The sequence below is a fragment of the Streptomyces mayonensis genome (assembly GCF_018982965.1).
GTDB classification, from domain to species: Bacteria; Actinomycetota; Actinomycetes; order Streptomycetales; family Streptomycetaceae; genus Streptomyces; species Streptomyces mayonensis.
This window is the reverse complement of record NZ_JACBYP010000029.1, coordinates 43,354-69,273: the sequence shown is the minus strand read 5'-3', so window position 1 is coordinate 69,273 and position 25,920 is coordinate 43,354. Positions and strand designations below refer to the sequence as shown.

The 25,920-nt window shown below is 73.6% G+C and carries 21 protein-coding genes and 1 tRNA gene; 15 read left to right on the top strand and 7 right to left on the bottom strand.

The window, feature by feature from the left end; all coding sequences use genetic code 11:
• Positions 1-103: 103 nt before the first annotated feature.
• The 5 genes from HZS56_RS14050 to fhaA all read right to left on the bottom strand — a co-directional run bounded on the left by HZS56_RS14050 (position 104) and on the right by fhaA (position 6,151).
• Entirely contained in the window at positions 104-1,576 is a 1,473-nt protein-coding gene (locus HZS56_RS14050; protein ID WP_216721044.1) for a peptidoglycan D,D-transpeptidase FtsI family protein, read from the bottom strand.
• On the bottom strand, positions 1,573-3,009 hold the full coding sequence (locus tag HZS56_RS14045; protein ID WP_216721043.1) for an FtsW/RodA/SpoVE family cell cycle protein: 1,437 nt from the start codon (positions 3,007-3,009) through the stop codon (positions 1,573-1,575). The genes HZS56_RS14050 and HZS56_RS14045 overlap by 4 nt, the downstream gene beginning before the upstream one ends.
• Positions 3,010-3,036: 27 nt before the next feature.
• Complete coding sequence (locus HZS56_RS14040; RefSeq protein ID WP_216721042.1) at positions 3,037-4,599, bottom strand: Stp1/IreP family PP2C-type Ser/Thr phosphatase; 1,563 nt, start codon at positions 4,597-4,599, stop codon at positions 3,037-3,039.
• A 141-nt stretch (positions 4,600-4,740) separates the two neighbouring features.
• A complete protein-coding gene (fhaB, locus tag HZS56_RS14035; RefSeq protein ID WP_031036453.1) occupies positions 4,741-5,259 on the bottom strand; it encodes an antibiotic biosynthesis regulator FhaB in 519 nt (172 codons plus the stop codon).
• 10 nt (positions 5,260-5,269) lie between these two features.
• The gene (gene fhaA / locus HZS56_RS14030; protein WP_216721041.1) at positions 5,270-6,151 is read right to left on the bottom strand and encodes an antibiotic biosynthesis regulator FhaA; all 882 of its coding nucleotides are present in this window, start codon (positions 6,149-6,151) and stop codon (positions 5,270-5,272) included.
• A 550-nt stretch (positions 6,152-6,701) separates the two neighbouring features.
• On the opposite strand from fhaA, the gene HZS56_RS14025 reads away from it, so the two are divergent.
• The 7 genes from HZS56_RS14025 (at position 6,702) to HZS56_RS13995 (ending at position 13,462) form a co-directional block, all read left to right on the top strand.
• Positions 6,702-6,788: transfer RNA gene (locus HZS56_RS14025), tRNA-Leu, on the top strand.
• Positions 6,789-7,211: 423 nt separating this feature from the next.
• Positions 7,212-8,774 (top strand): DUF2252 domain-containing protein, encoded by a 1,563-nt coding sequence (locus HZS56_RS14020; protein WP_216721040.1) that lies wholly within the window; start codon positions 7,212-7,214, stop codon positions 8,772-8,774.
• Between the two features lie 81 nt (positions 8,775-8,855).
• The gene (locus tag HZS56_RS14015; protein WP_216721039.1) at positions 8,856-9,689 is read left to right on the top strand and encodes a hypothetical protein; all 834 of its coding nucleotides are present in this window, start codon (positions 8,856-8,858) and stop codon (positions 9,687-9,689) included.
• Between the two features lie 50 nt (positions 9,690-9,739).
• The gene (locus HZS56_RS14010) at positions 9,740-10,069 is read left to right on the top strand and encodes a rhodanese-like domain-containing protein (RefSeq protein WP_216721054.1); all 330 of its coding nucleotides are present in this window, start codon (positions 9,740-9,742) and stop codon (positions 10,067-10,069) included.
• A 185-nt stretch (positions 10,070-10,254) separates the two neighbouring features.
• On the top strand, positions 10,255-11,313 hold the full coding sequence (locus HZS56_RS14005) for a DUF5819 family protein (protein ID WP_216721038.1): 1,059 nt from the start codon (positions 10,255-10,257) through the stop codon (positions 11,311-11,313).
• Complete coding sequence (locus tag HZS56_RS14000; protein WP_216721037.1) at positions 11,310-12,680, top strand: HTTM domain-containing protein; 1,371 nt, start codon at positions 11,310-11,312, stop codon at positions 12,678-12,680. Before HZS56_RS14005 ends, HZS56_RS14000 begins: the two co-directional genes overlap by 4 nt.
• Positions 12,677-13,462, top strand: coding sequence for a TrmH family RNA methyltransferase (locus tag HZS56_RS13995; RefSeq protein WP_216721036.1), 786 nt, complete (start codon positions 12,677-12,679; stop codon positions 13,460-13,462). Before HZS56_RS14000 ends, HZS56_RS13995 begins: the two co-directional genes overlap by 4 nt.
• A 19-nt stretch (positions 13,463-13,481) precedes the next feature.
• Here HZS56_RS13995 and paaN read toward each other — a convergent pair whose 3' ends face one another.
• On the bottom strand, positions 13,482-15,173 hold the full coding sequence (gene paaN, locus HZS56_RS13990) for a phenylacetic acid degradation protein PaaN (RefSeq protein WP_216721035.1): 1,692 nt from the start codon (positions 15,171-15,173) through the stop codon (positions 13,482-13,484).
• Between the two features lie 271 nt (positions 15,174-15,444).
• Here paaN and HZS56_RS13985 point away from each other — a divergent pair, with 271 nt between their 5' ends.
• Positions 15,445-16,992, top strand: coding sequence for a 3-hydroxyacyl-CoA dehydrogenase (locus tag HZS56_RS13985; RefSeq protein WP_216721034.1), 1,548 nt, complete (start codon positions 15,445-15,447; stop codon positions 16,990-16,992).
• On the top strand, positions 16,989-17,600 hold the full coding sequence (locus HZS56_RS13980; protein ID WP_216721033.1) for a TetR/AcrR family transcriptional regulator: 612 nt from the start codon (positions 16,989-16,991) through the stop codon (positions 17,598-17,600). The genes HZS56_RS13985 and HZS56_RS13980 overlap by 4 nt, the downstream gene beginning before the upstream one ends.
• Positions 17,601-17,784: 184 nt before the next feature.
• Here the strand turns inward: HZS56_RS13980 and HZS56_RS13975 are convergent, their stop codons facing one another.
• On the bottom strand, positions 17,785-18,288 hold the full coding sequence (locus tag HZS56_RS13975) for an Lrp/AsnC family transcriptional regulator (RefSeq protein ID WP_216721053.1): 504 nt from the start codon (positions 18,286-18,288) through the stop codon (positions 17,785-17,787).
• Positions 18,289-18,480: 192 nt separating this feature from the next.
• Between HZS56_RS13975 and pdhA the strand changes: the two genes are divergently transcribed.
• The 6 genes from pdhA (at position 18,481) to HZS56_RS13945 (ending at position 25,915) form a co-directional block, all read left to right on the top strand.
• On the top strand, positions 18,481-19,632 hold the full coding sequence (gene pdhA, locus HZS56_RS13970; RefSeq protein ID WP_216721032.1) for a pyruvate dehydrogenase (acetyl-transferring) E1 component subunit alpha: 1,152 nt from the start codon (positions 18,481-18,483) through the stop codon (positions 19,630-19,632).
• On the top strand, positions 19,629-20,633 hold the full coding sequence (locus tag HZS56_RS13965; protein ID WP_216721031.1) for an alpha-ketoacid dehydrogenase subunit beta: 1,005 nt from the start codon (positions 19,629-19,631) through the stop codon (positions 20,631-20,633). The genes pdhA and HZS56_RS13965 overlap by 4 nt, the downstream gene beginning before the upstream one ends.
• Entirely contained in the window at positions 20,633-22,315 is a 1,683-nt protein-coding gene (locus tag HZS56_RS13960; RefSeq protein ID WP_216721030.1) for a dihydrolipoamide acetyltransferase family protein, read from the top strand. The genes HZS56_RS13965 and HZS56_RS13960 overlap by 1 nt, the downstream gene beginning before the upstream one ends.
• A gap of 68 nt (positions 22,316-22,383) precedes the next feature.
• Positions 22,384-23,403, top strand: a complete 1,020-nt coding sequence (locus tag HZS56_RS13955) for an NTP transferase domain-containing protein (protein WP_374201145.1) — start codon at positions 22,384-22,386, stop codon at positions 23,401-23,403.
• A complete protein-coding gene (locus HZS56_RS13950) occupies positions 23,403-24,821 on the top strand; it encodes a molybdopterin molybdotransferase MoeA (protein WP_216721029.1) in 1,419 nt (472 codons plus the stop codon). Before HZS56_RS13955 ends, HZS56_RS13950 begins: the two co-directional genes overlap by 1 nt.
• Entirely contained in the window at positions 24,818-25,915 is a 1,098-nt protein-coding gene (locus tag HZS56_RS13945; protein WP_216721028.1) for a potassium channel family protein, read from the top strand. The genes HZS56_RS13950 and HZS56_RS13945 overlap by 4 nt, the downstream gene beginning before the upstream one ends.
• The last annotated feature ends 5 nt before the right edge of the window (positions 25,916-25,920 follow it).

The window sequence follows — 25,920 nt, the reverse complement described above, 5'->3', positions numbered from 1 at the left end:
CCGAGCCCCTTGGCCGAGCCGGGCAGCCGATACAGGACCGGTATCGCAACGTGCGCCGATGTGAAGGGGACGTGACCGGAGTCACGTCCCGTTCATGGTGCGGTCACTCCTTGCTGTCGATGACGGCCTCCATGACGTTCTTCGCGATCGGCGCCGCGAGGCCGCCGCCCGAGATGTCGTCGCGGCCGGCGTTCTCGTCCTCGATCACCACGGCCACGGCGACGGGCGAGCCGCCGTCGTCCCCCTTGGCGTACGAGATGAACCAGGCGTAGGGGTTCTCGCTGTTGTCGACACCGTGCTGCGCGGTACCGGTCTTGCCACCCACCTTGACGCCGTCGATCTGCGCGTTGGTTCCCGTGCCGTCCTCGACGACGGTCTCCATCATGGACTGCAGGATCTGGGCGTTGTCCGCGGACAGCGGCTTGCTCATCTCCTCGGGCTCCGTCTTCTCGAGCGTGTCGAGGTTCGGGGCCTGGAGCTCGTCGACCATGTACGGCTTCATCAGGGTGCCGTTGTTGGCGACGGCCGAGGCGACCATGGCCATCTGCAGCGGCGACGCGGCGGTGTTGAACTGGCCGATGGAGGACTGCGCGACCTCCGAGGGGGCCATGTCCTCGGAGAAGACCGACGCGTTGGAGCGGACCGGGACGAACTGCTCCTCGGTGAAGCCGAACTTCTTGGCCTCCTCCAGCATCTTCTCGTTGCCGAGGTCGGAGCCGATCTTGCCGAAGACGGTGTTGCAGGAGACCCGCAGCGCCTCGCGGAGGGTGGCGTCCTCGCAGGGGAGGTCGCCCTCGTTGGGCAGTTCGGTGGTGGTGCCGGGCATGGTCCACGGCAGCGGCGAGTCGGTCTTCTCGTCGGCCGAGGTGTACTTCTCGTTCTCCAGCGCCGCCGCCGCGGTGACCACCTTGAAGGTGGAACCGGGCGGGTAGACCTCGCGCAGGGCGCGGTTGAGCATCGGGTCGTCGGGGTTGTTCTTCTTCTGCAGCTTGGCCCAGGCCTCGCCCGCGGCCTCGTCGCCGCCGGCGATCGCGGTGGGGTCGTACGACGGGTAGGACGCCATCGAGAGGATCTTGCCGGTGGACGGCTCCATCGCGACGACGGCGCCCTTGGCGCCCTGCTTCTTCAGACCGTCGTAGGCGGCCTTCTGGGCGGCGCCGTTGAGGGTGGTGACGACGTTGCCGCCCTCGCGCTTCTTGCCCGTGAGCATGTCGAGGGTGTTGCGGAAGAAGAGCCGGTCGTCGTTGCCGGTGAGGATGCCGTCGTCGATGGCCTCGATCTGGGTGGCGCCGTAGGCCTGGGAGACGTAGCCCGTGACGGGCGCCCACATGGCGCCGTCCTTGTAGGTGCGCTTGTACTTGAAGTCGCCCTCGGTGGTGGCGTGGCCGGTGATGGCCTTGCCGTCGACGATGATGTCGCCGCGGGGACTGGCGTACCGTTCGATGGCCACGCGGCGGTTGTGCTCGTCCTCCTTGAGCTCGTCCGCCTGGACGTACTGCAGCCAGTTGTCGCGGATGAGCAGGGTGAGGACGAGGAGGCCGCAGAAGATCGCGATGCGGCGCAGTGGCTTGTTCACGGGCGGACCACCTGGGTCATCTCGGCGTCGGGGCTGGCGGGCGCGGCGGGCGCCGGTCTGCGCGCCGTGTCGCTGATGCGCAGCAGGATGCCGATCAGCGCCCAGTTGGCGATGACGGAGGAACCGCCGTAGGCCAGGAAGGGCATGGTCATACCGGTGAGCGGGATGAGGCCCATGACACCGCCGGCGACGACGAAGACCTGGAGGGCGAAGGCGCCGGAGAGGCCGATGGCGAGGAGCTTGCCGAAGGGGTCGCGGGCGGCGAGGGCGGTGCGCACGCCGCGTTCCACGATCAGGGCGTAGAGCAGGAGCAGCGCCATCAGCCCGGCGAGGCCGAGTTCCTCGCCGAAGGTGGCGAGGATGAAGTCGGAGTTGGCGGCGAAGCGGATCAGCTCGGAGTGGCCCTGGCCCCAGCCGGTGCCGAGGGTGCCGCCGGAGCCGAAGGCCCACAGGGCCTGCATGGCCTGCTCGGAGTGGCCGATCTGGTTGGCGCGGGAGAGCGTGAACTCCCGCATCGGGTCGAGCCAGGCGTCGACGCGCTGCTGGATGTGCGGTTCGAAGGTGGCCACGCCGACCGCGCCGACGGCGGACATCAGCATGCCGAAGACGATCCAGCTGGTCCGCTCGGTGGCGACGTACAGCATGATCACGAACATGCCGAAGAACAGCAGCGAGGTGCCGAGGTCGGTCTCGAAGACGAGGATCAGGATGGAGACGATCCAGACGACCAGGATGGGGCCGAGGTCGCGGCCGCGCGGCAGGTAGAGGCCCATGAAGCGGCGGCTGGCCAGGGCGAGCGCGTCGCGCTTCACCATCAGGTAGCCGGCGAAGAAGATCGCGAGGACGATCTTGGCGAACTCACCGGGCTGGATGGAGAAGGAGCCGACCTGGATCCAGATCTTGGCGCCGTAGATGTTCTTGCCGAGGCCCGGCACGAGCGGCAGCAGCAGCAGGAACAGGGCGCCGACCATGGAGATGTAGGTGTAGCGCTGCAGGACGCGGTGGTCCTTGAGGAAGACGAGCACGGCGACGAACAGGGCGATGCCCATCGCGGTGTAGATCAGCTGGCGGGGCGCGGCGGTGCCCGCCTGGTCGATGCTCTGGAGCAGTTCGGACTGGTCCAGGCGCCAGATGGCGACGAGTCCGAGGCCGTTGAGCAGCGTGGCCAGCGGCAGCAGCAGCGGGTCCGAGTACGGCGCGAACCTGCGCACGACGAGGTGGCCGACACCGGCCAGCAGGCCGAGGCCGAAGCCGTAGCTCAGCAGGCCCGCGGGCACCTCGTCGTTGATGGCCAGGCCCACGTTGGCGTAGGCGAAGACCGGGATGAGGACGGCGAACACGAGCAGGGCCAGCTCGGTGTTGCGCCGGCTCGGGGCGCCGATCGCGCCGATCGTGGACGTGTGGTGCGTCGACGGGTTGGTAGTACTGCTCATCGTGTGACAGGGCCTCTCACGGCTTGCCTACTGCTTACCGCACAGCGAGACGACCTTCTGCTCTTCCTCCGAGAGGGTCGGTCCGGAGCCTGGGTTGGGTGCGGTCGTGGACGGGGACGATCCGGGGGTCTTCGGCGACTCCGACTCGTTCTGCGACTCGTTCTGCGAGGGGTCGGGACTCGGTGAGGCCTTGGACGTGAAGGAGGCGGGCGTGGTTCCCGCGGTGCCTCCGGCCTGGCCCTCGCCCGTCTTCGCGTTCTCGTCGGTCTGGGCGCGCCGGTCGGCCTGCTTCTTGCAGGCGGAGGCCTGGACGGCCAGCTCCTCGATCTTGGCCCGGGCGTCGTTGAGGTCGCCCTCGGCGATGGTGGCCTCGACCAGTTTCTGCTGGTAGGGCGGCAGGTACTTCAGTTCGATCTCGGGGTGGTCCTTCTGGACCTTCGAGAGCGAGACCCAGGCGAGGTCCTGGCTGATGCCCCGGTACAGCGCGACGTGGTCGTCGTTGGTGCCGACGTAGTACTGGGTCTGCGTCCAGCGCCAGCCGCCGTAGGTGCCGCCGCCGATCACGGCGAGGGCGAGCACCGTGTAGAGGGACCGCTTCAGCCACCGGCGGCTCTTGCGGGGCTTGACGAAGTCGTCGGGGCCGTAGTCGTCGAAGCCGCCGGCCGGTGCGTAGCCGGTGGTGTCGCCGCTGCCGGGCGGGCCGAACTCGCCGCCCCCGCCGTGCTGTCCGCCCTGGCGGCCGAGGCCGGCGGCGCGGCCGGCCGGGGTCTGCATGATGCCGTTGTCGCCCGTCTGGGCCTGGTTCTCGGCGACGGCGCCGACGACCACGGGGGTGTCGGAGAGCTGGGCCGCGAGGGTGTCGCCGGTGTCGAGGTCGAGGACGTCGGCGACGATGACGGTGATGTTGTCGGGGCCGCCGCCGCGCAGCGCGAGCTGGATCAGCTCCTGGACGGTCTCCTGGGGGCCCTGGTAGCTGGCGAGGGTGTCCTCCATCGTCTGGTGGGAGACGACGCCGGAGAGTCCGTCGGAGCAGATGAGGTAGCGGTCGCCGGCCCGCACCTCGCGGATGGACAGGTCGGGCTCGACGTGGTCGCCGCTGCCGAGGGCCCGCATCAGCAGGGAGCGCTGCGGGTGGGTGCCCGCCTCCTCCTCGGTGATGCGCCCCTCGTCGACGAGGCGCTGCACCCAGGTGTGGTCCTGGGTGATCTGGGTGAGGACGCCGTCGCGCAGCAGATAGGCCCGGGAGTCGCCGACGTGGACCATGCCCAGGCGCTGGCCGGTCCACAGCAGGGCGGTGAGCGTGGTGCCCATGCCCTCCAGGGCGGGGTCCTCCTCGACCATCTGCCGCAGCTGGTCGTTGGCGCGCTGCACGGCGCCGCCGAGGGAGGTGAGCAGGTCGGAGCCGGGTACGTCGTCGTCGAGGGCGACGATGGTGGAGATGACCTCGGAGGAGGCGACCTCACCGGCGGCCTGGCCGCCCATGCCGTCGGCGATGGCGAGCAGCCGCGGACCGGCGTAGCCGGAGTCCTCGTTGCCCTCCCGGATCATGCCCTTGTGCGAACCGGCGGCGAAGCGCAGTGACAGACTCATGCCCACCTCGCCCGTCGGCTCCGACTGCAGCCGGTCGTGTCGAGCCACACTGCCCACCCTCCGGTCGGGAGCGCGCCGGGGCCCGGGGTGCCGGCCGCCGCTGCGTGCTCGCTCCGCTCGCGCTCTTTCATTGGTGTAGCACTACTTCCGCAGCTCGATGACGGTCTTGCCGATGCGAATCGGCGAACCCGGACCGATCGGTGTGGGGGTCGTCAGCCGGGACCGGTCCAGATAGGTGCCGTTGGTGGAGCCGAGGTCCTCGACGATCCACTGGCCGTTCTGGTCCGGGTAGATCCTGGCATGGCGGCTGGAGGCGTAGTCGTCGTCCAGCACGATCGTCGAGTCGTGTGCCCGGCCGAGCGTGATGGTCTGGCCCTGGAGGGCAACGGTGGTGCCGGTGAGGGTGCCCTCCGTGACGACCAGTTTGGTGGGCGCGCCCCGGCGGCCGCGCCCGCCGCCGGACTGCTGGCGCTGCGGCGGTGGCGCCTGGCCCTGGCGCGCGGCGGCCTGCTGCGGTCGGCCGGCGTCGCGCCGGGCTCCGCGCTGGGTGACCCGCGTACCGAACAGGTCGCTGCGGATGACCTGCACGGCCACGATCACGAACAGCCACAGTACGGCGAGAAAACCCAGCCGCATGACCGTGAGGGTCAGCTCTGACATTGCCCCCGGATCACCCTTCGGCTTGCCTGTAGATAACGGTGGTGCTGCCCACGACGATTCGCGAGCCGTCGCGGAGCGTAGCGCGGGTGGTGTGCTGCCCGTCCACCACGATGCCGTTGGTGGACCCGAGATCCTGGATCGTCGAGGGCGTTCCGGTCCGGATCTCGCAGTGCCGGCGGGAGACGCCGGGGTCGTCGATCCGCACGTCGGCCTCGGTGCTGCGTCCGAGCACGAGGGTCGCGCGGGAGATCTGATGGCGGTTGCCGTTGATCTCGATCCAGTGGCGCGTGCGTCCGCCGGGGGCGGGCGCGGCCGGGGGTTGCTGGCCGCCCGCGGGCTGCGGGTAGCCGTAGCCGCCGGGGCGGCCGCCGGGCGGCGGCGCGGCCGGCATGGGCGGGGCGCCCGCGGGCGCGGCGGCCGGCGGGTAGCCGTAGCCGCCGCCCGGGGCGCCGGGCCGCCCGGTGGGGGCGGGGGGAGCGGCGGGGCCCGCGGGCCCCGGGCCGCCCTGGTGGCTGCTGGAGGAGGCGAGCGTACGGCTGCGCACCCGGTACAGGCCGGTGTCGAGGTCGTCCGCCTTCTCCAGGTTGACCTTGATCGGTCCCATGAAGGTGTAGCGCTGCTGCTTGGCGTAGTCGCGGACCATGCCGGCCAGCTCGTCGCCGAGCTGGCCGGAGTAGGGGCTGAGCCGCTCGAAGTCGGGTGTGCTCAGCTCCACGATGAAGTCGTTGGGCACGACGGTGCGGTCGCGGTTCCAGATGGTCGCGTTGTTGTCGCATTCACGCTGAAGCGCTCCCGCGATCTCCACGGGCTGCACCTCGGACTTGAAGACCTTCGCGAAGGTGCCGTTGACCAGACCTTCGAGACGCTGCTCGAACTTCTTCAGGACTCCCATGGGGCACCTCCTCCGTCGCTGCCGTCCTGTCCACTGCCTTGCGTGTTGCCGTACTGCGTACTGCACTGCGTACTGCCGCTGTGCGCCGTGCTGACGTGCGCACTGCCGGTGTGCGGGGCGCTCTTTCGCGCACTGCCCACCTGGTACTGCTTACTGATCGTATCCACGCGCCGCTCGATCGGCTGGTTCCCCCTGTCGGCCCGGTCGACGGGTGTCGACGCCTCTCGGAGTTCCCGCTGGAGCTCTCCTTCGAACTCCCGGGGGACCGTCGGGACGGTCCTCCACAGGTCCTCATGCCCTGGATCGTAGAGGCGGCCGCGGACCAGTGTCCCGCACCCCGCGGCGGACCCCTACCGGCTCCTGGGTAGACGGGCGGTACCGGTACGAGGTTGATACGTGAACGGGCACGGACCGCGACGAGTGCCCGAAGGAGGGCGGGCGCCCTGCTCCCGGCCCGTAAAGGGATGTGAACGCACCCCTTGCAGCGTGCTAATGTTCTCGTGTCGGAAGGCGCCGCACCGCAAGGAAAGGCCCGGAAGACACACCCAATGCGCGGGTGGCGGAATAGGCAGACGCGCTGGATTCAGGTTCCAGTGCCCGCAAGGGCGTGGGGGTTCAACTCCCCCCTCGCGCACCAGTCGAAAGCCCCCAGGTCTCGGACCTGGGGGCTTTCGCATGTCCGGACACAGGGGAACGCCGGGTGCGCGGGGTGGTGTTCGGGGTGGTGTTCGGGTGGTGCGCTGTGAGGAAGGTCTCAGGCGTCCGTGGACCCGGGGGCGGGGCGGACTCCGGTGTGCGGCGGTGCGGGCGGGGGTACGGTCGTGGCGCGTCGGCGCGGGGCCCGTGGACGAGCCCGGACGGGCTCGGGACGGGTCGGGGACGGCTGGTCGGTGCGGTGCGGGCGGGACCGTGCGGCGTACGACGGAGGCGGTGCGCACGATGTCTGCGGCCCGGCATGGTCGTCTCCACGACGTCTGCGGCGCGCAGGCGGCCGGCGGCGCTGGAGCCCGGTCCGGGCGGGCACGGGTGATGAGGAACGAGGGCGGGGAGGGCGGCCGGGATGACCGGGGCGACAGCGGGGACGGGCACGGGTGCGGGTGCGCCGGTGACGGCGGTCGGGGCGGTGCCGGGGGCGCGTACGGGCCCGGATGCCGCGCGGGACGCGGCCGGGTCGGGCGCGGGGAGCGTGGGGAGTGTGGCCGGGTCGGACGCGGGGAGCGCGGGGAGCGTCGGAGGGGGCGTGCGGGTGCCGGTCGTGCCGGGGTTCGCGCGGTGGCCCGCGGCCGGTTCGGCGAAGGCCGAGGGCAAGGCCCTGCGCATGCGCGTGCCGCGGTCCGCGCACGCCGCGCTCGGCCTGGACGCCGCCCGGCCGGACGCCGTGGCCGCCGTCGAGGAGTCCCACCGCGGCCGGATACCCGCGCTCACTCCGATACGAACCGGGCGGATGGCGGCCACGCCGTTCGCGTTCCTGCGCGGTTCGGCGGGCCTGATGGCGTACGACCTGGCGCGCACGCCGGTGACCGGGATCGGCGCCCAGCTCTGCGGCGACGCGCACGCCGCGAACTTCGGCCTCTACGGCGATGCCCGCGGCGGCCTCGTCATCGACCTGAACGACTTCGACGAGACCGTGCACGGCCCCTGGGAGTGGGACCTCAAGCGGCTCGCCGCCTCGCTCGTCCTCGCGGGCCGGGAGGCCGGCGCCGACGAGGACACCTGCCGCGAGGCCGCCCACGACGCGGCGGGCGCCTACCGGCGCACCATGCGGCTGCTGGCCAGGCTCTCCGCGCAGGACGCCTGGAACGCCATCGCGGACGAGGAGCTCGTCTCCCACACCGACGCCCACGACCTGCTCGGCACGCTGGAGCGGGTGTCCGAGAAGGCGCGGGCCAACACCAGCGGGCGCTTCGCCGCCAGGTCGACCGAGCCGACCGAGGACGGCGGGCGGCGCTTCGTGGACGCCCCGCCGGTGCTGCGCCGGGCCACGGACGCGGAGGCGTCGGCGGTCGCGGGCGCCCTGGAGGAGTACCTGACGACGCTCTCCGAGGACCGGCTGCCGCTGCTGGCCCGGTACGCGGTGCACGACGTCGCCTTCCGGGTCGTCGGCACCGGCAGCGTGGGCACGCGGTCCTACGTCGTGCTGCTCCTGGACCACCGGGGCGGACCGCTCGTCCTCCAGGTCAAGGAGGCCCGGCCCTCCGTCCTCCTGCCCCACCTGGCGGCCGCCGGGTTCGAGGCGCCCGGGGCCGTGCACGAGGGGCGCCGGGTCGTCATGGGCCAGAAGCGGATGCAGGTGGTCAGCGACATCCTGCTGGGCTGGACGTCGGTCGACGGGCGGCCCTTCCAGGTGCGGCAGTTCCGCAACCGCAAGGGCAGCGTGGACCCGGCGGCGCTGGCCGCCGACCAGCTGGACGACTACGGCCGCATGACCGGCGCGCTGCTGGCCCGCGCCCACGCGCACACCGCCGACCCGCGGACCGTCGCGGGCTACTGCGGCAAGAACGGCGAACTGGACGAGGCGGTCGCCGCCTTCGCCGTCGCCTACGCCGACCGCACGGAGGCGGACCACGCCCGGCTGGTGGCCGCGGTGCGGACGGGCCGGGTGGCGGCCGAGCCGGGGGTCTGAGCCGGTGGCCCGAGCCGGACGCCGGTGCGGTGCGGCTCCCTGCGGGGCGGCGCCCCCGCGAGCGTGGCCTAGGCTGGTCGGGTGACGACGCCGGAAGCTGAGCAGGGTGAGGACGGCGCCGGTGCCGAGGGTGCCGCGCCGCGTCCCGAGGAACGGCTGGAGCAGGCCGTACGGGCTGCCGAGCAGGCACTCATCGAGTACGAGATAGCGCTGGAGACCTTCCGCGTGGAGGTCGAGAACTTCTCCCGGCTGCACGAGCAGCGTCTCGGCCCGGTGTACGCCCGGCTCGAGGAGCTGGAGGCGCAGATCCTGGAGGCCAGGGCGGCCCGCACCGGCGACGCCGAGGACCGGCGCCGGGCCGACGAGGCGCGGGCCGCGCTGACGCCGATCCCGGGGGTCGAGGAGCTGCTGCACGGCTGGATGGACGGGGACGGGCTGTTCCCGGAGGCCACCGCCATGCTCACGGACCAGGCGGTCCGGCCGCCGCAGCGGGTCCGGCCGAGCGAGGAGGCCCGCAAGCTCTACCGCGAGCTGGCCCGCAAGGCCCATCCCGACCTGGCGCAGGAGGAGGACGAGCGGGTGCGGCGCGAGGAGTTCATCACCCGCGTCAACGCCGCCTACGCCCGCGGCGACGAGGCGGAGCTGCGCGAGCTGGCCGAGGAGTGGGCCGCCGGGCCGGCGCCCGAGCGGCGCCCGAGCCGGGGCGAGGAGCTGTACGCCCGCCTGGAATGGCTGGACCGGCGCAAGGAGATGCTCACGCTGCTCGCCAAGGAGCTGGAGGAGAGCGCGATCGGCGCCATGCTCCGGCTGGCCCCGGACGACCCCGACCGTCTGCTGGAGGAGATCGCCGAACAGCTGGCGACGCAGGTGCGCGAGCGCGAGGCGGAACTGGCGGCGGCGCGCGGGCAGGACTGAGCCCCGACGGCGGCTCGGGTAGCGTCTGGGGCATGAGTTTCGGAGCTGGTGTGCCCACGGTCGGGGTCAGGGACCTCAAGGACGGCGACTTCCTGCTGGACGTCCGCGAGGACGACGAGTGGCAGGCGGGCCATGCCGCCGGGGCGCTGCACATTCCCCTCAGCGAGTTCGTGGCCCGGTACGGTGAGCTGGCCGAGGCGGCGCCGCAGGACGGCCGGGTGCACGTGCTGTGCCGCGTCGGGGGCCGGTCGGCGCAGGCCACCATGTACCTGGTCCAGCAGGGCGTCGACGCCGTGAACGTCGACGGCGGCATGCAGGAGTGGGCCGCGGCCGGTCGTCCCGTGGTGGACGACAAGGGCGAACCGGGACACGTCCTCTAGCGTTCCCCGGAAGGCATCCCCGGATGTGGTGACGGCCACGGTGCGGTCGGTACACCGGGGGCTGTGCGGGCGGCCGGTCCTGAGTACCGTTCCCGTTCGAACGCCGCCGCGCAGTGGCACGGGTGGCGCGTGTGCGTCCCGTGACGGGGCGCGCGGATGGACGGATCGGGACCGAACGGGGCGGAATGGACGCGTACGACAAGGGCTCGGACGCCCGGCAGGGGCCGGGCCGTGACGGGCGGGAGGGGCCGCCGCCCGGGCCGGACGGCGCACCGGAACAGACCGGTGGGGCAGACGGGGCAGACGGGGCTGCCGGGACTGCCGGGACTACGGGGACTGCCGGGACTGTCGAGGTACCTGAAGCAGCCGAGGCCGAGGTGCCCGAGGCGGCAGACACATCCCGGGCGGGCGAGGCGGTAGAGGCGGGTGCGGAGGCCGGGCCGGGTACCGGGACCAGTACCGGCACCGGCACCACTGGTACCGGCTCCGGCCGGGGTTCCGGGGACGGCCACGCCGCCCCTCCTGCTGCGGCCGTCGCATCCGCGTCCCCCGCGCCCTCCACACCCCCCACGCCCCGCACCGGTGTCGCCGCGCTCTCCCCGCGGTACCAGGTCGGTGCCGTGGTCGCCCTCGCGGTCGTCGCGGTCGCCGTCTGCGCCCACATAGGTCTGGTGTTCCTGCACGTGGCCCCGTCCAACACCCTCACCAAGCAGCACGGTTCGGCCGTGGACGAGTGGGTGTTCCCCGAGTTCGAGCAGAACTGGAAGCTGTTCGCGCCCAACCCGCTCCAGCAGAACGTCTCCGTGCAGGTCCGTGCCGAGGTCAGTACGGCCGACGGCGCGATACGCACCACCGGTTGGTACGACCTGTCCGCCGAGGACGGCCGTGCCATCGACGGCAACCCGCTGCCGAGCCACACGCAGCAGAACGAACTCCGCCGGGCCTGGGACTTCTTCGTCTCCAGCCACGACTCCGAGAACCGCCCGGTGGGCCTGCGCGGCTCCCTCTCCGGGACCTACCTCCGACGGATCGCGCTCCTGCGCCTGGACCGGAACGAGGCCGCCGGGCCGGGCGGCGTCGTGGAGCGGGTCCAGTACCGTTCGCGGACGACCAACGTGGAGCCGCCACCGTGGAGCGGCGAGAAGGTCTCCGACCGGCCGACCTACCGCGAGCTGCCCTGGTGGTCCGTCACCCCGGAGCGGGACACCAAGGAACGGGACACCAAGGAAGGGGGAGCCGCGTGAACGGCATCGCCCGCTCCGTCTCCCGCGGCATCGCCCGCGTCACCGGCGCCGCGCTCGGCCCGTACCAGACCGCCGTGATCCGCATCGGCTTCGCCGCGACCTGGCTGCTCTTCCTGCTGCGTGAACTGCCGCACCGCGACGAGCTGTACGGTCCGGGCGGACCCTGGGGCCACGACCTGGCCGAGCAGATGATCGCGGACAACGGGGCCTTCACGGTGCTGCTGTGGTCCGACGGGCGGGCCTGGTTCGAGCTCGTCTACGCGCTGGCCGTCCTGAGCAGCGTGCTGCTCCTGCTGGGCTGGCGCACCCGTACCGCCTCCGTGCTGTTCATGGTCGGTGTGCTCTCGCTGCAGAACCGCAGCGTCTTCATGGGGGACGGCGGCGACAACGTCCTGCACCTGATGAGCATCTACCTCGTCCTCACCCGCTGCGCCCAGGTGTGGTCGCTGGACGCGCGCCGGGCCCGGCGCGCGGACGCGGCACGCGCGCGCGGGGAGCGGGTCGTGGACCGGGTCGGCCCGGTGCTGTGGTGCGGGTCCGGCTTCCTGCTGCTCACCGTGACGCTGGCGGGCGGCCTGGACAGCGACTGGTTCGTGCCGGCGCTGCTGTGGGCGGTGTGGGCGGCGCTCGGCCTCTGGTGGGCCGTGGGGCGCTCGGCGGAGGGGAGCCAGCCGCGGATCCTGCTGGACGTCGTCGCCAACATCGTGCACAACGGCGCGCTGGTCGTGATCATGGCCGAGGCCTGTCTGATCTACGCCACCGCCGGCTGGTACAAGATCCAGGGATCGCGCTGGCAGGACGGCACGGCCGTGTACTACCCGCTGCACCTGGACTACTTCTCGCCCTGGCCCGCCCTCTCCGACGCGCTCGCCGCCAGCGGCACGATGGTCATGCTGATCACCTACGGCACGGTCGCCGTGCAGGTGGCCTTCCCGTTCACGCTGTTCAACCGGCGGGTCAAGAACGTGCTGCTGGCCGTGATGATGACCGAGCACGCGGTGATCGCCGTGACGCTCGGCCTGCCGTTCTTCTCGCTGGCCATGATCGCCGCCGACGCGGTCTTCCTGCCGACGCCGTTCCTGCGCCGCCTCGGCGACCTGGCGGCACGCGCGCGTGCGCGGCTGCTGGGCCGGCTGCCCGCGGGAGCGGCAGGCGGCCGGCCCGGCGACGGCGGTACGGGGGCGGCGCTGCCGGGGCCGCGCACGAAGCCCGCTGCCGCACCGGGGCCGGGGAGCGGCAGGGGCGCCGGCGAGGACTCCACCGCGGAGCCGGGAGCGGCCGCGGACTCGGGCGGGACGCCGCCGGGAACCTCGGGCGGGGACTCGGGCACGGACTCCCAGGGCACACACGTAGGCTTCCGGGCATGACCGGGTCCGGACCGCCGCAGGCCGTGCCGCACGCGCTGTCCGTCTGGCGCCGGCACGCGGAGGCGTGCGTCCTGCTCGACGGCTTCCACGCGCTCAAGCACGCGCTGCGGTTCGGCGCCGAGGTCCCGGTGGCCGTCGCCGGTGACCGCGCCGGCGCCCTGGCCCTCGCCGCCGAACTGGCCCCCGACGTCCGCGAGAGGCTGGACGGCCTGCTGACCGGGGTGCCGTACGAGGCGTACGCGTCGCTCGTCGCGCGGCCGCACCCCACCGCGGTGGCCGCCCTGGCCGTACGGCCGCCGCGCGCGGCCAACCTGGCGGCGCTGGCGCACACGCCCCGGCGCACGCCCGTGGTCGTCCTCGACCAGCCGCGCAACCTCGGCAACGCGGGTGCGGTGATCCGGCTGGCGGCGGGCTTCGGCGCGACCGGCGTGGTCACCACCGGGACGCTCGACCCCTGGCACCCCACGGTGGTGCGCGGCGGCGCGGGGCTGCACTTCGCGACCGCCGTCGAGCGGCTGGAGGTGGCGGAGCTGCCGCCGGGGCCGGTGTTCGCGCTCGATCCGGAGGGCGAGGACATCCGGGGGCTGAAGCTGCCGGACGACGCGCTGCTCGCGTTCGGCTCCGAGCGCAGCGGGCTCTCGCACGAGCTGCGCGCACGGGCCGACCACCTGGTGGCGCTGCCGATGCGCCCCCAGGTGTCCAGCTACAACCTCGCGACCAGCGTCGCCATGACGCTGTACCACTGGAGCGCCACCGGCGGGGCGGTCCAGCAGCAGCCATAGGCCCCTGCCGGACCTCCCGCTAGGCAGGCCGGCGGACCTCCACCACGCGGAAGCGGCCCGCGACGAACGCGCCGTCGCACAGGGCCGCGTTGGCCGCCGGGTTGCCGCCCGAGCCGTGGAAGTCGGAGAAGGCGGCCGTCTGGTTGACGTACACACCGCCGGTGAGGTTCAGGGAGAGCTGGGCCGCCTCGTCCAGGCAGACCTCCTGCACGGCCTCCTCGACCTCCGGGTCCGTCGTGTACGCGCCGACCGTCATCGCGCCCTTCTCGCGGACGCTGTGCCGCAGCAGCTCCAGGGCGTGGGTGGTGGAGTCGACGGCGACGGCGAAGGAGACCGGGCCGAAGCACTCGCTGGTGTACGCGGCCTCGTCCTCGGGCTTGGCGCCGTCCAGCTTGACGATCACGGGGGTGCGCACGACCGCGTCCGGGAACTCCGGGTGGGTCACTTCGCGGGAGGCCAGGGCGACCTCGCCGAGCCCGGCGGCGGCCTCCAGGCGGGCCTTGACGTCCGGGTTGACGATCGCGCCGAGCACGGCGTTCGCGCGGGCGTCGTCGCCGAGGAGGCCGTCGACGGCTCGCGCGAGGTCGGCACTCACCTCGTCGTAGGTCTTGTCGCCCTGGTCGGTGCGGATGCCGTCGCGGGGGATCAGCAGGTTCTGCGGGGTGGTGCACATCTGGCCGCTGTAGAGGGAGAGCGAGAAGGCCAGGTTGGCGAGCATGCCCCGGTAGTCGTCGGTCGACTCCACGAGCACCGTGTTGACGCCCGCCTTCTCCGTGTACACCTGGGCCTGGCGGGCGTTGGCCTCCAGCCAGTCGCCGAAGGCGGTGGAGCCGGTGTAGTCGATGATCCGGATCTCGGGCCGGGTCGCGAGGGTCTTGGCGATGCCCTCGCCGGGGCGTTCGGCGGCCAGCGCGACCAGGTTCGGGTCGAAGCCCGCCTCCGTGAGGACGTCGCGGGCGACCCGGACGGTGAGCGCGAGCGGCAGCACCGCGCGGGGGTGGGGCTTGACCAGGACCGCGTTGCCGGTGGCGAGGGAGGCGAACAGGCCCGGGTAGCCGTTCCACGTGGGGAAGGTGTTGCAGCCGACGACCAGGCCGATGCCGCGCGGGACCGGCGTGAACCGCTTGGTGAGCGTGAGCGGGTCGCGCTTGCCCTGCGGCTTGGTCCACTCCGCGGTGTCCGGCGTGCGGGACTGCTCCGCGTACGCGTAGGCCACGGCCTCCATGCCGCGGTCCTGGGCGTGCGGGCCGCCCGCCTGGAAGGCCATCATGAAGGCCTGGCCGGACGTGTGCATGACCGCCTGGGCGAACTCCATGGTCCGGTCGGCGATCCGCTTGAGGATCTCCAGGCAGACCGCCGCGCGCAGCTCCGCGCCCGCGTCCCGCCACGCCTTCCGGCCCGCCTCCATCGCGGGCAGCAGCACGTCGAGGTCCGCGTGCGGGTACTCCACGCCCAGCTCCACGCCGTACGGGGAGACCTCGCCGCCGACCCAGCCGTCGGTGCCGGGCTGGCCGAGGTCGAGGCGGGTGCCGAGCAGGGCGTCGAAGGCGGCCTTGCCCGCGGCCGTGTCCAGGCTGCCGTTCTCCCCGTAGGCCTTGGGGTGCTCGGGGTGCGGGGACCAGTACGCGCGCGTGCGGATCGTCTCCAGCGCCAGGTCCAGGGTCGGCCGGTGCCGGGCGATCAGCTGGTGTGCGGTGGGTTCGGCGGCCATGCGGACCAACTCCTCGTCTCCACGGGCCCGCGGGATCGCCGGCCGCGCCGACCGGGCCGGACCGGGAGACCGCCGGATCGCCGGCGACGCTCGGCCGGTCCTCCTCGGTCTCCGGTCCTCCGTCGGCGCTCCTTCGGCTCTCCGTCGCGTCCGTGGACCTGGGGGAAACCTGGGCGGGAACAGGTGGACACGGCTAGAGTAACCGAACGATCGGTCGGGACAAGGGGGACCGCCGTATCTGTGGAAAACCCCGTGCGGGAGGATCGCGCACATGACAGCACTCGACCTCAGCAGCCCGGTGGCCGTCGTCGGCACCGGCACCATGGGCCAGGGCATCGCCCAGGTGGCGCTGGTCGCGGGCCATCCCGTGCGGCTGTACGACACCCTGCCCGGGCGGGCCCGGGAAGCGGCCGCCGCGATCGGCGCCCGGCTCGACCGGCTCGTCGAGAAGGAACGCCTCACCGGCACCGAACGGGACGCGGCCCGCGCCCGGCTCACGGCCGCCGAGAGTCTCGACGGCCTCGCCGGCTGCGGGCTCGTCGTCGAGGCGGTCGTGGAGCGGCTGGACGCCAAGCAGGAGCTGCTGCGCGCCCTGGAGGACGTCGTCGGCGACGTCTGCCTGCTCGCCACCAACACCTCCTCCCTGTCCGTCACCGCGATCGGCGGCGTGCTGCGCGGCCCCGGCCGCTTCGTCGGCCTGCACTTCTTCAACCCCGCGCCGCTGCTCCCGCTGGTGGAGGTCGTCTCCGGGTCCGCCACCGACCCCGCGTCGGCCACGCGCGCGTACGACACGGCCCGCGCCTGGGGCAAGACGCCGGTCGCCTGCGCCGACGCCCCGGGCTTCGTCGTCAACCGCATCGCCCGGCCCTTCTACGCCGAGGCCTTCGCCGTGTACGAGGACCGGGGCGCCGACCCGGCCACGATCGACGCGGTGCTGCGCGAGTCGGGCGGCTTCAGGATGGGCGCGTTCGAGCTGACCGACCTCATCGGGCAGGACGTGAACGAGTCCGTCACGCACTCCGTGTGGCAGGCCTTCTTCCAGGACGTGCGCTTCACGCCGTCGCCGGCCCAGCGCCGGCTGGTCGAGTCGGGGCGGCTCGGCCGCAAGAGCGGACACGGCTGGTACGCGTACGGGGAGGGCGCCGGGCGCCCCGAGCCGCAGACCGCCGGGCCTGCCGACCCGCCCGCGTACGTCGTCGTCGAGGGGGACCTGGGTCCGGCCGCCGGACTGGTCGGGCTGGTCCGCGAGGCGGGCGTCGAGGTCCGGGAGGCCGAGGTCCGGGAGGCCGAGGGCGGGGAGAAGGGCGGCGGCACCTGCGGGCGGCTCGTCCTGCCCGGCGGCGGACAGCTGCTGCTCGCCGACGGCCGCACCACCGGCGAACTCGGCGACACCGTCCACTTCGACCTCGCCCTCGACTACCGCCGCGCCACCCGCATCGCCCTGTCCGCCGGTCCCGGCACACCGCGCGGGACGCTCGACGGGGCCACGGGCCTCTTCCAGGCGCTCGGCAAACAGGTCAGCGTCATCGGTGACGTACCCGGCATGATCGTCGCCCGCACCGTGGCGCGCATCGTCGACCTGGCGCACGACGCCGTCGCCAAGGGCGTCGCCACCGGGGCGGACGTCGACACCGCGATGCGGCTGGGCGTCAACTACCCGCTCGGACCCCTCGAGTGGGGCCGCACGCTCGGCCGTACCTGGGCGTACGCGCTCCTCGCCGAGCTGCACCGGCGTGATGCCACGGGCCGCTGCGCGCCGTCCCTCGCGCTGTACCGCCACGCGCACGCAGCCGACGCAGCCGAAGGCAGTCGCCCATGACCACCGCCAGGCGCGACACGTACACGCCCGAGACGCTGCTGTCCGTCGCCGTGCAGGTCTTCATCGAGCGCGGCTACGACGGCACCTCCATGGAGCACCTGTCCAAGGCGGCGGGGATCTCCAAGTCGTCGATCTACCACCACGTGGCCGGCAAGGAGGAGCTGCTGCGCCGGGCCGTGAGCCGGGCCCTGGACGAGCTCTTCGGGATCCTCGACGAGGAGCACGCGCGCGTGGGCTCCGCGGCCGGACGGCTGGAGTACGTCGTACGGCGCATGGTCGAGGTGCTCATGGCCGAGCTGCCCTACGTGACGCTGCTGCTGCGGGTGCGCGGCAACACCGACACCGAGCGGTGGGCGCTGGAGCGGCGGCGCGAGTTCGACCACCGGGTCGCCGCCCTGCTCAAGGACGCGGCGGCCAAGGGGGACGTGCGCGCGGACGTGGAGGTGCGGCTCGCGACGCGCCTGGTCTTCGGCATGATCAACTCGATCGTCGAGTGGTACCGGCCGGACGCTGCCGACGGCCGGGCCGGGGCGGGGGAGCGCGAGGGGGAGCGCGAGGTGGTCGACGCGGTGGCGCGGCTGGTCTTCGGCGGGCTGCGCAAGGGGTAGTCCTGATGCCGTAGCCGTAGCCGTAGCCGTAGCCGTAGCCGTAGCCGTAGCCGTAGCCGTAGCCGTAGCCGTAGCCGCCGTTCCTGGTGGCTGTGGCTGTGGCTGTGGCTGCGGCGGTGGGGCGTGGTCCGTGTTCGCGTGTCCGGTCCGGCGGTCCCGCCGGTCGGCGCGCTGCTCCGGGCGGTCAGCTCTGCGGTTCGAGGTCCTCGGTCTCGAAGACCAGCAGGGTGCGGGTGCTGAGCACCTCCGGGATGGCCTGGAGGCGGCTGAGCACCAGCTCGCGCAGGGCCCGGTTGTCGGGGGTGTGGACCAGCAGCAGGACGTCGAAGTCGCCGCCGACCAGGGCGATGTGGGAGGCGCCGGGCAGTCGGCGCAGCTCCGCGCGGACCGTGCGCCAGGTGTTCTGCACGATCTTCAGGGTGATGTAGGCGGAGGTGCCGTGCCCCGCGCGTTCGTGGTCGACGCGGGCGCCGAAGCCGCGGATGACGCCGTCCTCGACGAGCCGGTTGATGCGGGCGTAGGCGTTCGCGCGCGAGACGTGCACCCGCTCGGCGACCGACCGTATCGAGGCGCGGCCGTCCGCCTGGAGCATGCGCAGGATGTCCTGGTCGATCGCGTCCAGCGGGCGCGGGGGCGGCGGGGGTGCGGCCTCCTCGGCGCGGCCGCCGTCCTCCGGGTGCTCGGCCATTTGTTCAGCTGCCACGTGCCCCCGCCTTCCCGCCATGGACGTACTGCATCCATCTCAGGCTGTGGAGAACCGTTTGTCCACAGCCTGGGGCCGCCTGTAGCCAAAATGTGCCGGCGACCGAACAATCGGTAGGTGAGGCCCGTCACACCCGTGGCGAGCCCACAGCCGCTCCCACGAGGAGGAGGTGCCGTCATGACGGTCATGGAGCAGCGGGGCGCGTACCGGCCCGCGCCGCCGCCCGCCTGGCAGCCCCGTACCGAGCCCGCGCCGCTGCTGCCCGACGCGGAGCCGTACCGCGTCCTCGGCACGGAGGCCGCCGAGCGCGTCGACCCCGCGCTGCTGCGCACGCTCTACGCCCGCCTGGTCCGCGGCCGGCGCTACAACACGCAGGCCACCGCGCTGACCAAGCAGGGACGGCTGGCCGTCTACCCGTCCAGCACCGGCCAGGAGGCGTGCGAGATCGCCGCCGCGCTGGCCCTCCAGGAGCGCGACTGGCTCTTCCCCAGCTACCGCGACACCCTCGCCGTCGTCACCCGCGGCGTCGACCCCGTCGAGGCCCTCACCCTGCTGCGCGGCGACTGGCACACCGGTTACGACCCCGGCGCGCACCGGGTCGCCCCGCTGTCGACACCGCTCGCCACCCAGCTGCCGCACGCCGTCGGCCTCGCCCACGCCGCCCGCCTCAAGGGCGACGACGTGGTCGCGCTGGCCATGGTCGGCGACGGCGGCACCAGTGAGGGCGACTTCCACGAGGCGCTGAACTTCGCCGCGGTCTGGCGGGCACCGGTCGTCTTCCTGGTGCAGAACAACGGCTTCGCGATCTCCGTCCCGCTGGCCAAGCAGACCGCCGCCCCGTCGCTGGCCCACAAGGCCGTCGGCTACGGGATGCCCGGCCGCCTGGTCGACGGCAACGACGCCGCCGCGGTGCACGAGGTCCTCTCCGACGCCGTACGGCACGCGCGCGCGGGTGGCGGCCCCACGCTGGTGGAGGCGGTGACGTACCGCGTCGACGCGCACACCAACGCCGACGACGCGACGCGCTACCGAGGCGAGACCGAGGTGGCGGCCTGGCGCCGGCACGACCCGGTCGACCTGCTGGAGCGGGAGCTGACCGGGCGCGGGCTGCTCGACGGGGACGGCGTCCGCGCGGCCCGCGAGGACGCCGAGGCCATGGCCGCCGACCTGCGCGCCCGGATGAACGAGGACCCGGAGCTCGACCCGACGGACCTGTTCGCCCACGTCTACGCCGAGCCGACCCCGCAGCTGCGCGAGCAGCGGGACCTGCTGCTCGCCGAGCTGGCGGCGGAGGCCGAGGCCGAGGCGTCCGGAGGGGGACCCCGATGACGACCGCCGCCGTCCGGCCGGCCACCATGGCGCAGGCCCTCACGCGCGCCCTGCGCGACGCCATGACCGCCGACCCGGCCGTGCACGTCCTGGGCGAGGACGTGGGCACCCTCGGCGGTGTCTTCCGGGTCACCGACGGGCTCGCGAAGGAGTTCGGCGAGGAACGCTGCACGGACACCCCGCTCGCCGAGGCCGGCATCCTCGGCGCGGCCGTCGGCATGGCGATGTACGGGCTCCGTCCGGTGGTGGAGATGCAGTTCGACGCCTTCGCCTATCCGGCGTTCGAGCAGGTCGTCAGCCACGTCACCAAGATGCGCAACCGCACGCGCGGCGCGCTTCCCCTGCCGCTGACCATCCGCGTCCCCTACGGCGGCGGCATCGGCGGCGTCGAGCACCACAGCGACTCGTCCGAGGCGTACTACATGGCGACTCCGGGGCTCCATGTCGTCACGCCCGCGACCGTCGCCGACGCCTACGGGCTGCTGCGCGAGTCCATCGCCTCCGACGACCCGGTGGTCTTCCTCGAACCCAAGCGTCTGTACTGGTCCAAGGAGGTCTGGAACCCCGAGCAACCGGCACCCGTTGAACCGACGGGCCGCGCGGTGGTGCGGCGTTCCGGCCGGAGCGCCACACTCATCACGTACGGGCCGTCGCTGGCCGTCTGCATGGAGGCGGCCGAGGCGGCCCGGGCCGAGGGCTGGGACCTCGAAGTCGTCGATCTGCGCTCCCTGGTGCCGTTCGACGACGAGACGGTGTGCGCTTCAGTGCGGCGGACGGGACGCGCGGTCGTCGTCCACGAGTCGGGCTCCTTCGGGGGACCGGGCGGGGAGATCGCGGCCCGGGTCACGGAGCGGTGCTTCCACCACCTGGAGGCACCGGTGCTGCGTGTGGCCGGGTTCGACATCCCGTACCCGCCGCCGATGCTGGAGCGTCACCACCTGCCCGGTGTGGACCGGATCCTGGACGCCGTGGGGCGCCTGCAGTGGGAGGTTGAAAGCTGATGGCACACGCTTCTGGAGGGAACGGCCGGGAGTTCAGGCTCCCCGACCTCGGTGAGGGGCTCACCGAGGCGGAGATCGTGCGCTGGCTCGTCGAGGTCGGTGACGTGGTCGCCGTCGACCAGCCGGTCGTCGAGGTCGAGACGGCCAAGGCGATGGTCGAGGTGCCCTGTCCCTACGGCGGCGTGGTCACTGCCCGCTTCGGCGAGGAGGGCACGGAGCTGCCGGTCGGGGCGCCGCTGGTCACCGTGGCGGTGGGCGAGGGCGAAGGCGGAAGCGCGCACGACGGCATGGGCGACGGCGGAGTCGGAGTCGGGGCGGTTGCCGGGGGCGGGGGTGCGCCGGCCGCGGACGGCCCGGTGCCGGCCCCGGGAACCGGTGACGCCGCCGGGCGGACTCTGCGCGGGGACGCCCCGGCCGGGGACGCTCCCGTGAGGGCTTCCCGGGGCGCGGAGCCGTCGGCCGGGGGGACGGGGAGTGCGCAGGTGAAGGGCGGGGGATCCGGCAACGTCCTGGTCGGTTACGGCACGTCCGAGGCGCCCGCGCGGCGGCGGAGGGTGCGTCCCGACCGGCCGACGGCCACCGGCACGGCCGGGCGGACGAACGGCCGGATCCGCATCGCGGAGCCGGTGGATGGACCGGTGGATGGACCGGTGGAGGTACGGGCGGACGGCCTGATGGACGGACGGGCGGACGGCTCGCTGGACGGACCGTTGGACGGACCGTTGGACGGACCGGTTCCGGTGATCTCCCCGCTGGTGCGCAGGCTGGCCCGGCAGAACGAGCTGGATCTGCGCGAGCTGACCGGTTCGGGACCGGACGGACTGATCCTGCGGGCGGACGTGGAGGACGCGCTGCGGGCCTCCGCCGCGCGGCGCGGCCGGACGGCGGAGCCGGAGACCGCGGCGAGCCGGGCACGGGCCACCGCCGCCGCCCCGGCGCCCGCCGCCGCGCAGGAGTCCGAGTCCGCCGTCCTCTCCCCCGCCTCACGCCCCGGCGGTGTCCGTACGCCCCTCAAGGGCGTCCGCGGCGCCGTCGCCGACAAGCTCTCCCGCAGCCGGCGCGAGATCCCCGACGCGACCTGCTGGGTGGACGCCGATGCGACCGGGCTGATGGGGGCGCGCACCGCGATGAACGCCTCCGGCGGGCCGAAGGTCTCCCTGGTCGCCCTGCTGGCCCGGATCTGCACCGCGGCCCTGGCCCGGTACCCGGAGCTCAACGCCTCGGTCGACACGGAGGCCCGCGAGGTCGTCCAGCACGACCACGTCCACCTCGGCTTCGCCGCCCAGACGGACCGCGGTCTCGTCGTGCCGGTCGTACGGGACGCGCACGCGCGGGACGCCGAGGGCCTCACCGCCGAGTTCGCCCGGCTGACCGAGGCGGCGCGTGCGGGGCGCCCGACGCCCGGCGAACTGACCGGCGGCACCTTCACCTTGAACAACTACGGAGTGTTCGGCGTCGACGGCTCCACGCCGATCATCAACCACCCCGAGGCGGCCATGCTCGGCGTCGGCCGCATCGTCGCCAAACCCTGGGTGCACGAGGGCGAGCTGGCCGTGCGTCAGGTCGTCCAGCTGTCCCTCACCTTCGACCACCGGGTGTGCGACGGCGGCACCGCGGGCGGCTTCCTGCGGTACGTGGCGGACTGCGTCGAACAGCCGGCGGTGCTGCTGCGCACCCTCTGACCGCGGCGCCCGGACCGCGTGTCCTCCCCCGCGTTCCTTGCGATCACGCAGGGCCCCATACTCGGGGGGTGACCGCGTACGAGTCCTCCGGCGACACCGGCGACACCGGCGACCGCGCCCGCCCCGGGCCGCGTCCCGGACCCGGCGGGTACGACGCCGTCGTGCTCGCGGGCGGGGCCGCCCGGCGGCTCGGCGGTGCCGACAAACCCGGGCTGCGGGTGGGCGGCCGCGCGCTCCTCGACCGGGTGCTCGCCGCCTGCGCCGGAGCGCGCGCCACCGTCGTCGTCGCCGGCCCCCGGCCCACCGTGCGCCCGGTGATCTGGGCGCGCGAGGACCCGCCCGGCGGCGGACCGCTCGCCGCCCTCGCCGCGGGACTGCGGTACACCACGGCCGAGTACGTCCTGGTGCTCTCCGCCGACCTGCCGTTCCTCGCCGAAGACGCCGTCGCGCGGCTGCTGTCGGCGCTCGCGGACGGTGACGCCGACGGTGTCTTGCTGACCGACGCCGACGGCCGCGACCAGCCCCTCGTCGCCGCGTACCGCGCCTCGGCCCTGCGCCGCGAGCTGCCGGCGCTCACCCGGGACCGCGGCGGTCTCGCGGGGCTGCCCCTGCGCAGGCTGACCGGCGCCCTCCGTCTCACCCGCGTCCCCGACGCCGTCGCCTCCTTCGACTGCGACACCTGGGACGACATCGCCACCGCAAGGGCACGCATCAGGGAGCATGGTCACGTGTTGGATGAATGGATTTCCGCAGCCAAGGACGAGCTGGGCATCGATCTCGACGTCGACACCGGCGTCCTGCTCGACCTCGCGCGTGACGCCGCCCACGGCGTGGCCCGGCCCGCGGCCCCGCTGACCACCTTCCTCGTCGGCTATGCCGCCGGGCGGGCCCGAGGAGGTCCCGAGGCGGTCGCGGAGGCCGCCCGCAAGGCCGCGGCCCTCGCCGAGCGCTGGGCCCAGGAGGCCGAGGCCCGGCCCGCGGGAGCCGGCTCCGCCGACGCCCCGTCGCCCGACGTCCCGTCCGCCGCGCCGGAGAGCAGGTCCGGCACGGCGCCCGGCACCACCCCCGACCCCCGCCCGGACGCCTGATGACCTCCCCCGGTACGCGGGCCGGCGCGGAGGCCGACGACCTCGACGTCGAGGAGGCGCTCGCCCTCGTGAAGGAGAACCCGGGCCCCGCCCCCCGCGGCCACGGCGCACGGGGCACGCACGCGGCGCAGCACCAGGACGGCCCCCGGCACCAGGACGGCCCCCGGCACGGGGACACCTCCCGGCACGGCCGGGCGGCGGAGCGCCACCGCGCGACCCCCTGGCCCGAGGCCCGCGCGACGGCCGAGCGGGCCGCCCGTGCCGCCGCCCGTGCCGCCCGCCGCACACCGGTCTCCGTGCCGCTCGACGCCGCCCTCGGTCTCACTCTGGCCGCACCGCTGACCGCCCTCACCGACCTGCCGTCCTTCGACACGTCCGCGATGGACGGCTGGGCCGTCGCCGGACCGGGCCCCTGGACGGTGCGCGGCGAGGGCGTCCTGGCCGGGCACGCCGAGGCGGCGCCCCTCACCGACGGCGAGGCCGCCGGTGTCGCCACCGGCGCCCGTGTCCCCCCGGACACCACCGCGGTGCTGCGTACCGAACACGGCCGCACCGACGACCGGGGACGCCTGCACCCCACCCGCGAGGTCGTCCACGGACAGGACATCCGCCCCCGGGGCCAGGAATGCCGCAGCGGCGACCAGTTGCTGGCCGTCGGCACGCTCACGACCCCGGCGGTGCTGGGCCTCGCCGCGGCCGCCGGGTACGACACCGTCACGGCGGTTCCGCTCCCGCGGGTCGACGTCCTCGTGCTCGGGGACGAACTGCTCACCGCGGGTCTGCCGCACGACGGCCTCATCCGGGACGCGCTCGGCCCGATGCTGCCGCCGTGGCTGCGAGCCCTGGGCGCCGAGGTCTGTTCCGTCCGCCGGATCGGCGACGACGCCGAGGCGCTGCACCGTGCCGTCACGACCTCCGACGCCGACCTGGTCGTCACGACCGGCGGCACCGCCGCGGGACCCGTCGACCACGTCCACCCGACCCTGCGCCGGGCCGGCGCCGAACTCCTCGTGGACGGTGTGCGGGTGCGCCCCGGACACCCCATGCTGCTGGCCCGTCTGAAGGACGGCCAGCACCTCGTGGGACTGCCCGGCAACCCCCTGGCCGCCGTCTCCGGACTGCTCACCCTCGCCGAGCCGCTGCTGCGCACCCTCGCCGCCCGTCCGGCGCCCGAGCCGTACACGCTGCCGCTGAGGGACGCGGTGCAGGGGCACCCGTACGACACCCGTCTCGTCCCCGTGGTGCTGCGCGGTGACGCTGCCGCACCGCTGCACTACAACGGTCCGGCCATGCTGCGCGGCATCGCCGCCGCCGACGCGCTGGCCGTCGTACCCCCTGGTGGCGCGGGGCCGGGGCAGGAGGCCGAACTGCTCGATCTGCCCTGGGCCACCGGCGGGATCGGAGTGTGTTTCACGTGAAACTTCCGGGCCAGGACGCGATCGCCCGCCAGGCGGACGAGCACCTCGTGACCCACCGGGTGAAACTCCCCAGGAAACTGGTGGAGCACCCGATCCGCCAGGTCGCCAAACGGCTGTCCCTGGCCCTGGTGGTGCTGGTGGCGACCGCGTTCATCGTCTACGCCGACGCCGACGGCTACAACGACAACTCCGACGGCACGGTCGACCTCCTCGACGCCTTCTACTACGCCACCGTCACCCTCTCCACCACCGGATACGGCGACATCACCCCGGTCGGCGACGCCGCCCGGCTGACCAACATCTTCGTCATCACGCCCCTGCGCGTGCTGTTCCTGATCATCCTGGTCGGCACCACCCTGGAAGCCCTCACCGAGCGCACTCGGGAGGAGTGGCGCCTCAACCGCTGGAGGTCCGCCTTGCGCGATCACACCGTCGTCGTCGGCTTCGGCACCAAGGGGCGGTCGGCGATCCAGACCGTCTGCGCGACGGGGCTGCGCAAGGAGCAGGTGGTCGTGGTCGACCCCAGCGGCAAGGCCATCGAGGCCGCGACCGCCCACGGCTACGCGGGCGTCATAGGCGACGCCACCCGCAGTGACGTGCTGAACCGCGCGGAGGTGTTCCGGGCGAAGCAGATCATCATCGCCACCCAGCGCGACGACACGGCCGTGCTGGTGACCCTGACGGCCCGGCAGCTCAACCGCGGCGCGAAGATCGTGGTCGCGGTCCGCGAGGAGGAGAACGCGCCGCTGCTGAAGCAGTCCGGCGCCGACGCCGTGATCACCAGCGCCAGCGCCGCGGGCCGGCTGCTCGGGCTCTCGGTGCTCAGCCCCGCCGCCGGCATGGTCATGGAGGACCTCATCAGCCAGGGCAGCGGACTCGACCTGGTCGAGCGGCCCGTCATAAAGGCCGAGGTGGGCAAGAAGCCCCGCGAGACGAACGACCTGGTGGTGAGCGTGCTGCGCGGGCACCGGGTGCTGGGGTACGACGATCCGGCCGTGGGCGAGCTGGAGTTGACGGACCGTCTGATCACGATCGTGCGGGCGACGCCGGCCACCCATGTGGCGCCCGACGCCCGCCCGCTCCCCCGCGACTGACACCG

Bases quoted from the DNA above. Each gene is read 5' to 3' on its own strand.
- paaN (WP_216721035.1), bottom strand. From the start codon at position 15,173: ATGGCCGCCGAACCCACCGCACACCAGCTGATCGCCCGGCACCGGCCG.
- HZS56_RS13980 (WP_216721033.1), top strand. From the start codon at position 16,989: ATGACCACCGCCAGGCGCGACACGTACACGCCCGAGACGCTGCTGTCC.
- HZS56_RS13965 (WP_216721031.1), top strand. From the start codon at position 19,629: ATGACGACCGCCGCCGTCCGGCCGGCCACCATGGCGCAGGCCCTCACG.
- HZS56_RS13995 (WP_216721036.1), top strand. From the start codon at position 12,677: ATGACCGGGTCCGGACCGCCGCAGGCCGTGCCGCACGCGCTGTCCGTC.
- HZS56_RS14040 (WP_216721042.1), bottom strand. From the start codon at position 4,599: ATGAGTCTGTCACTGCGCTTCGCCGCCGGTTCGCACAAGGGCATGATC.
- HZS56_RS13960 (WP_216721030.1), top strand. From the start codon at position 20,633: ATGGCACACGCTTCTGGAGGGAACGGCCGGGAGTTCAGGCTCCCCGAC.
- fhaB (WP_031036453.1), bottom strand. From the start codon at position 5,259: ATGTCAGAGCTGACCCTCACGGTCATGCGGCTGGGTTTTCTCGCCGTA.
- HZS56_RS14020 (WP_216721040.1), top strand. From the start codon at position 7,212: ATGACCGGGGCGACAGCGGGGACGGGCACGGGTGCGGGTGCGCCGGTG.
- HZS56_RS13950 (WP_216721029.1), top strand. From the start codon at position 23,403: ATGACCTCCCCCGGTACGCGGGCCGGCGCGGAGGCCGACGACCTCGAC.
- fhaA (WP_216721041.1), bottom strand. From the start codon at position 6,151: ATGGGAGTCCTGAAGAAGTTCGAGCAGCGTCTCGAAGGTCTGGTCAAC.
- HZS56_RS13985 (WP_216721034.1), top strand. From the start codon at position 15,445: ATGACAGCACTCGACCTCAGCAGCCCGGTGGCCGTCGTCGGCACCGGC.
- pdhA (WP_216721032.1), top strand. From the start codon at position 18,481: ATGACGGTCATGGAGCAGCGGGGCGCGTACCGGCCCGCGCCGCCGCCC.
- HZS56_RS14005 (WP_216721038.1), top strand. From the start codon at position 10,255: ATGGACGCGTACGACAAGGGCTCGGACGCCCGGCAGGGGCCGGGCCGT.
- HZS56_RS14045 (WP_216721043.1), bottom strand. From the start codon at position 3,009: ATGAGCAGTACTACCAACCCGTCGACGCACCACACGTCCACGATCGGC.
- HZS56_RS13975 (WP_216721053.1), bottom strand. From the start codon at position 18,288: ATGGCCGAGCACCCGGAGGACGGCGGCCGCGCCGAGGAGGCCGCACCC.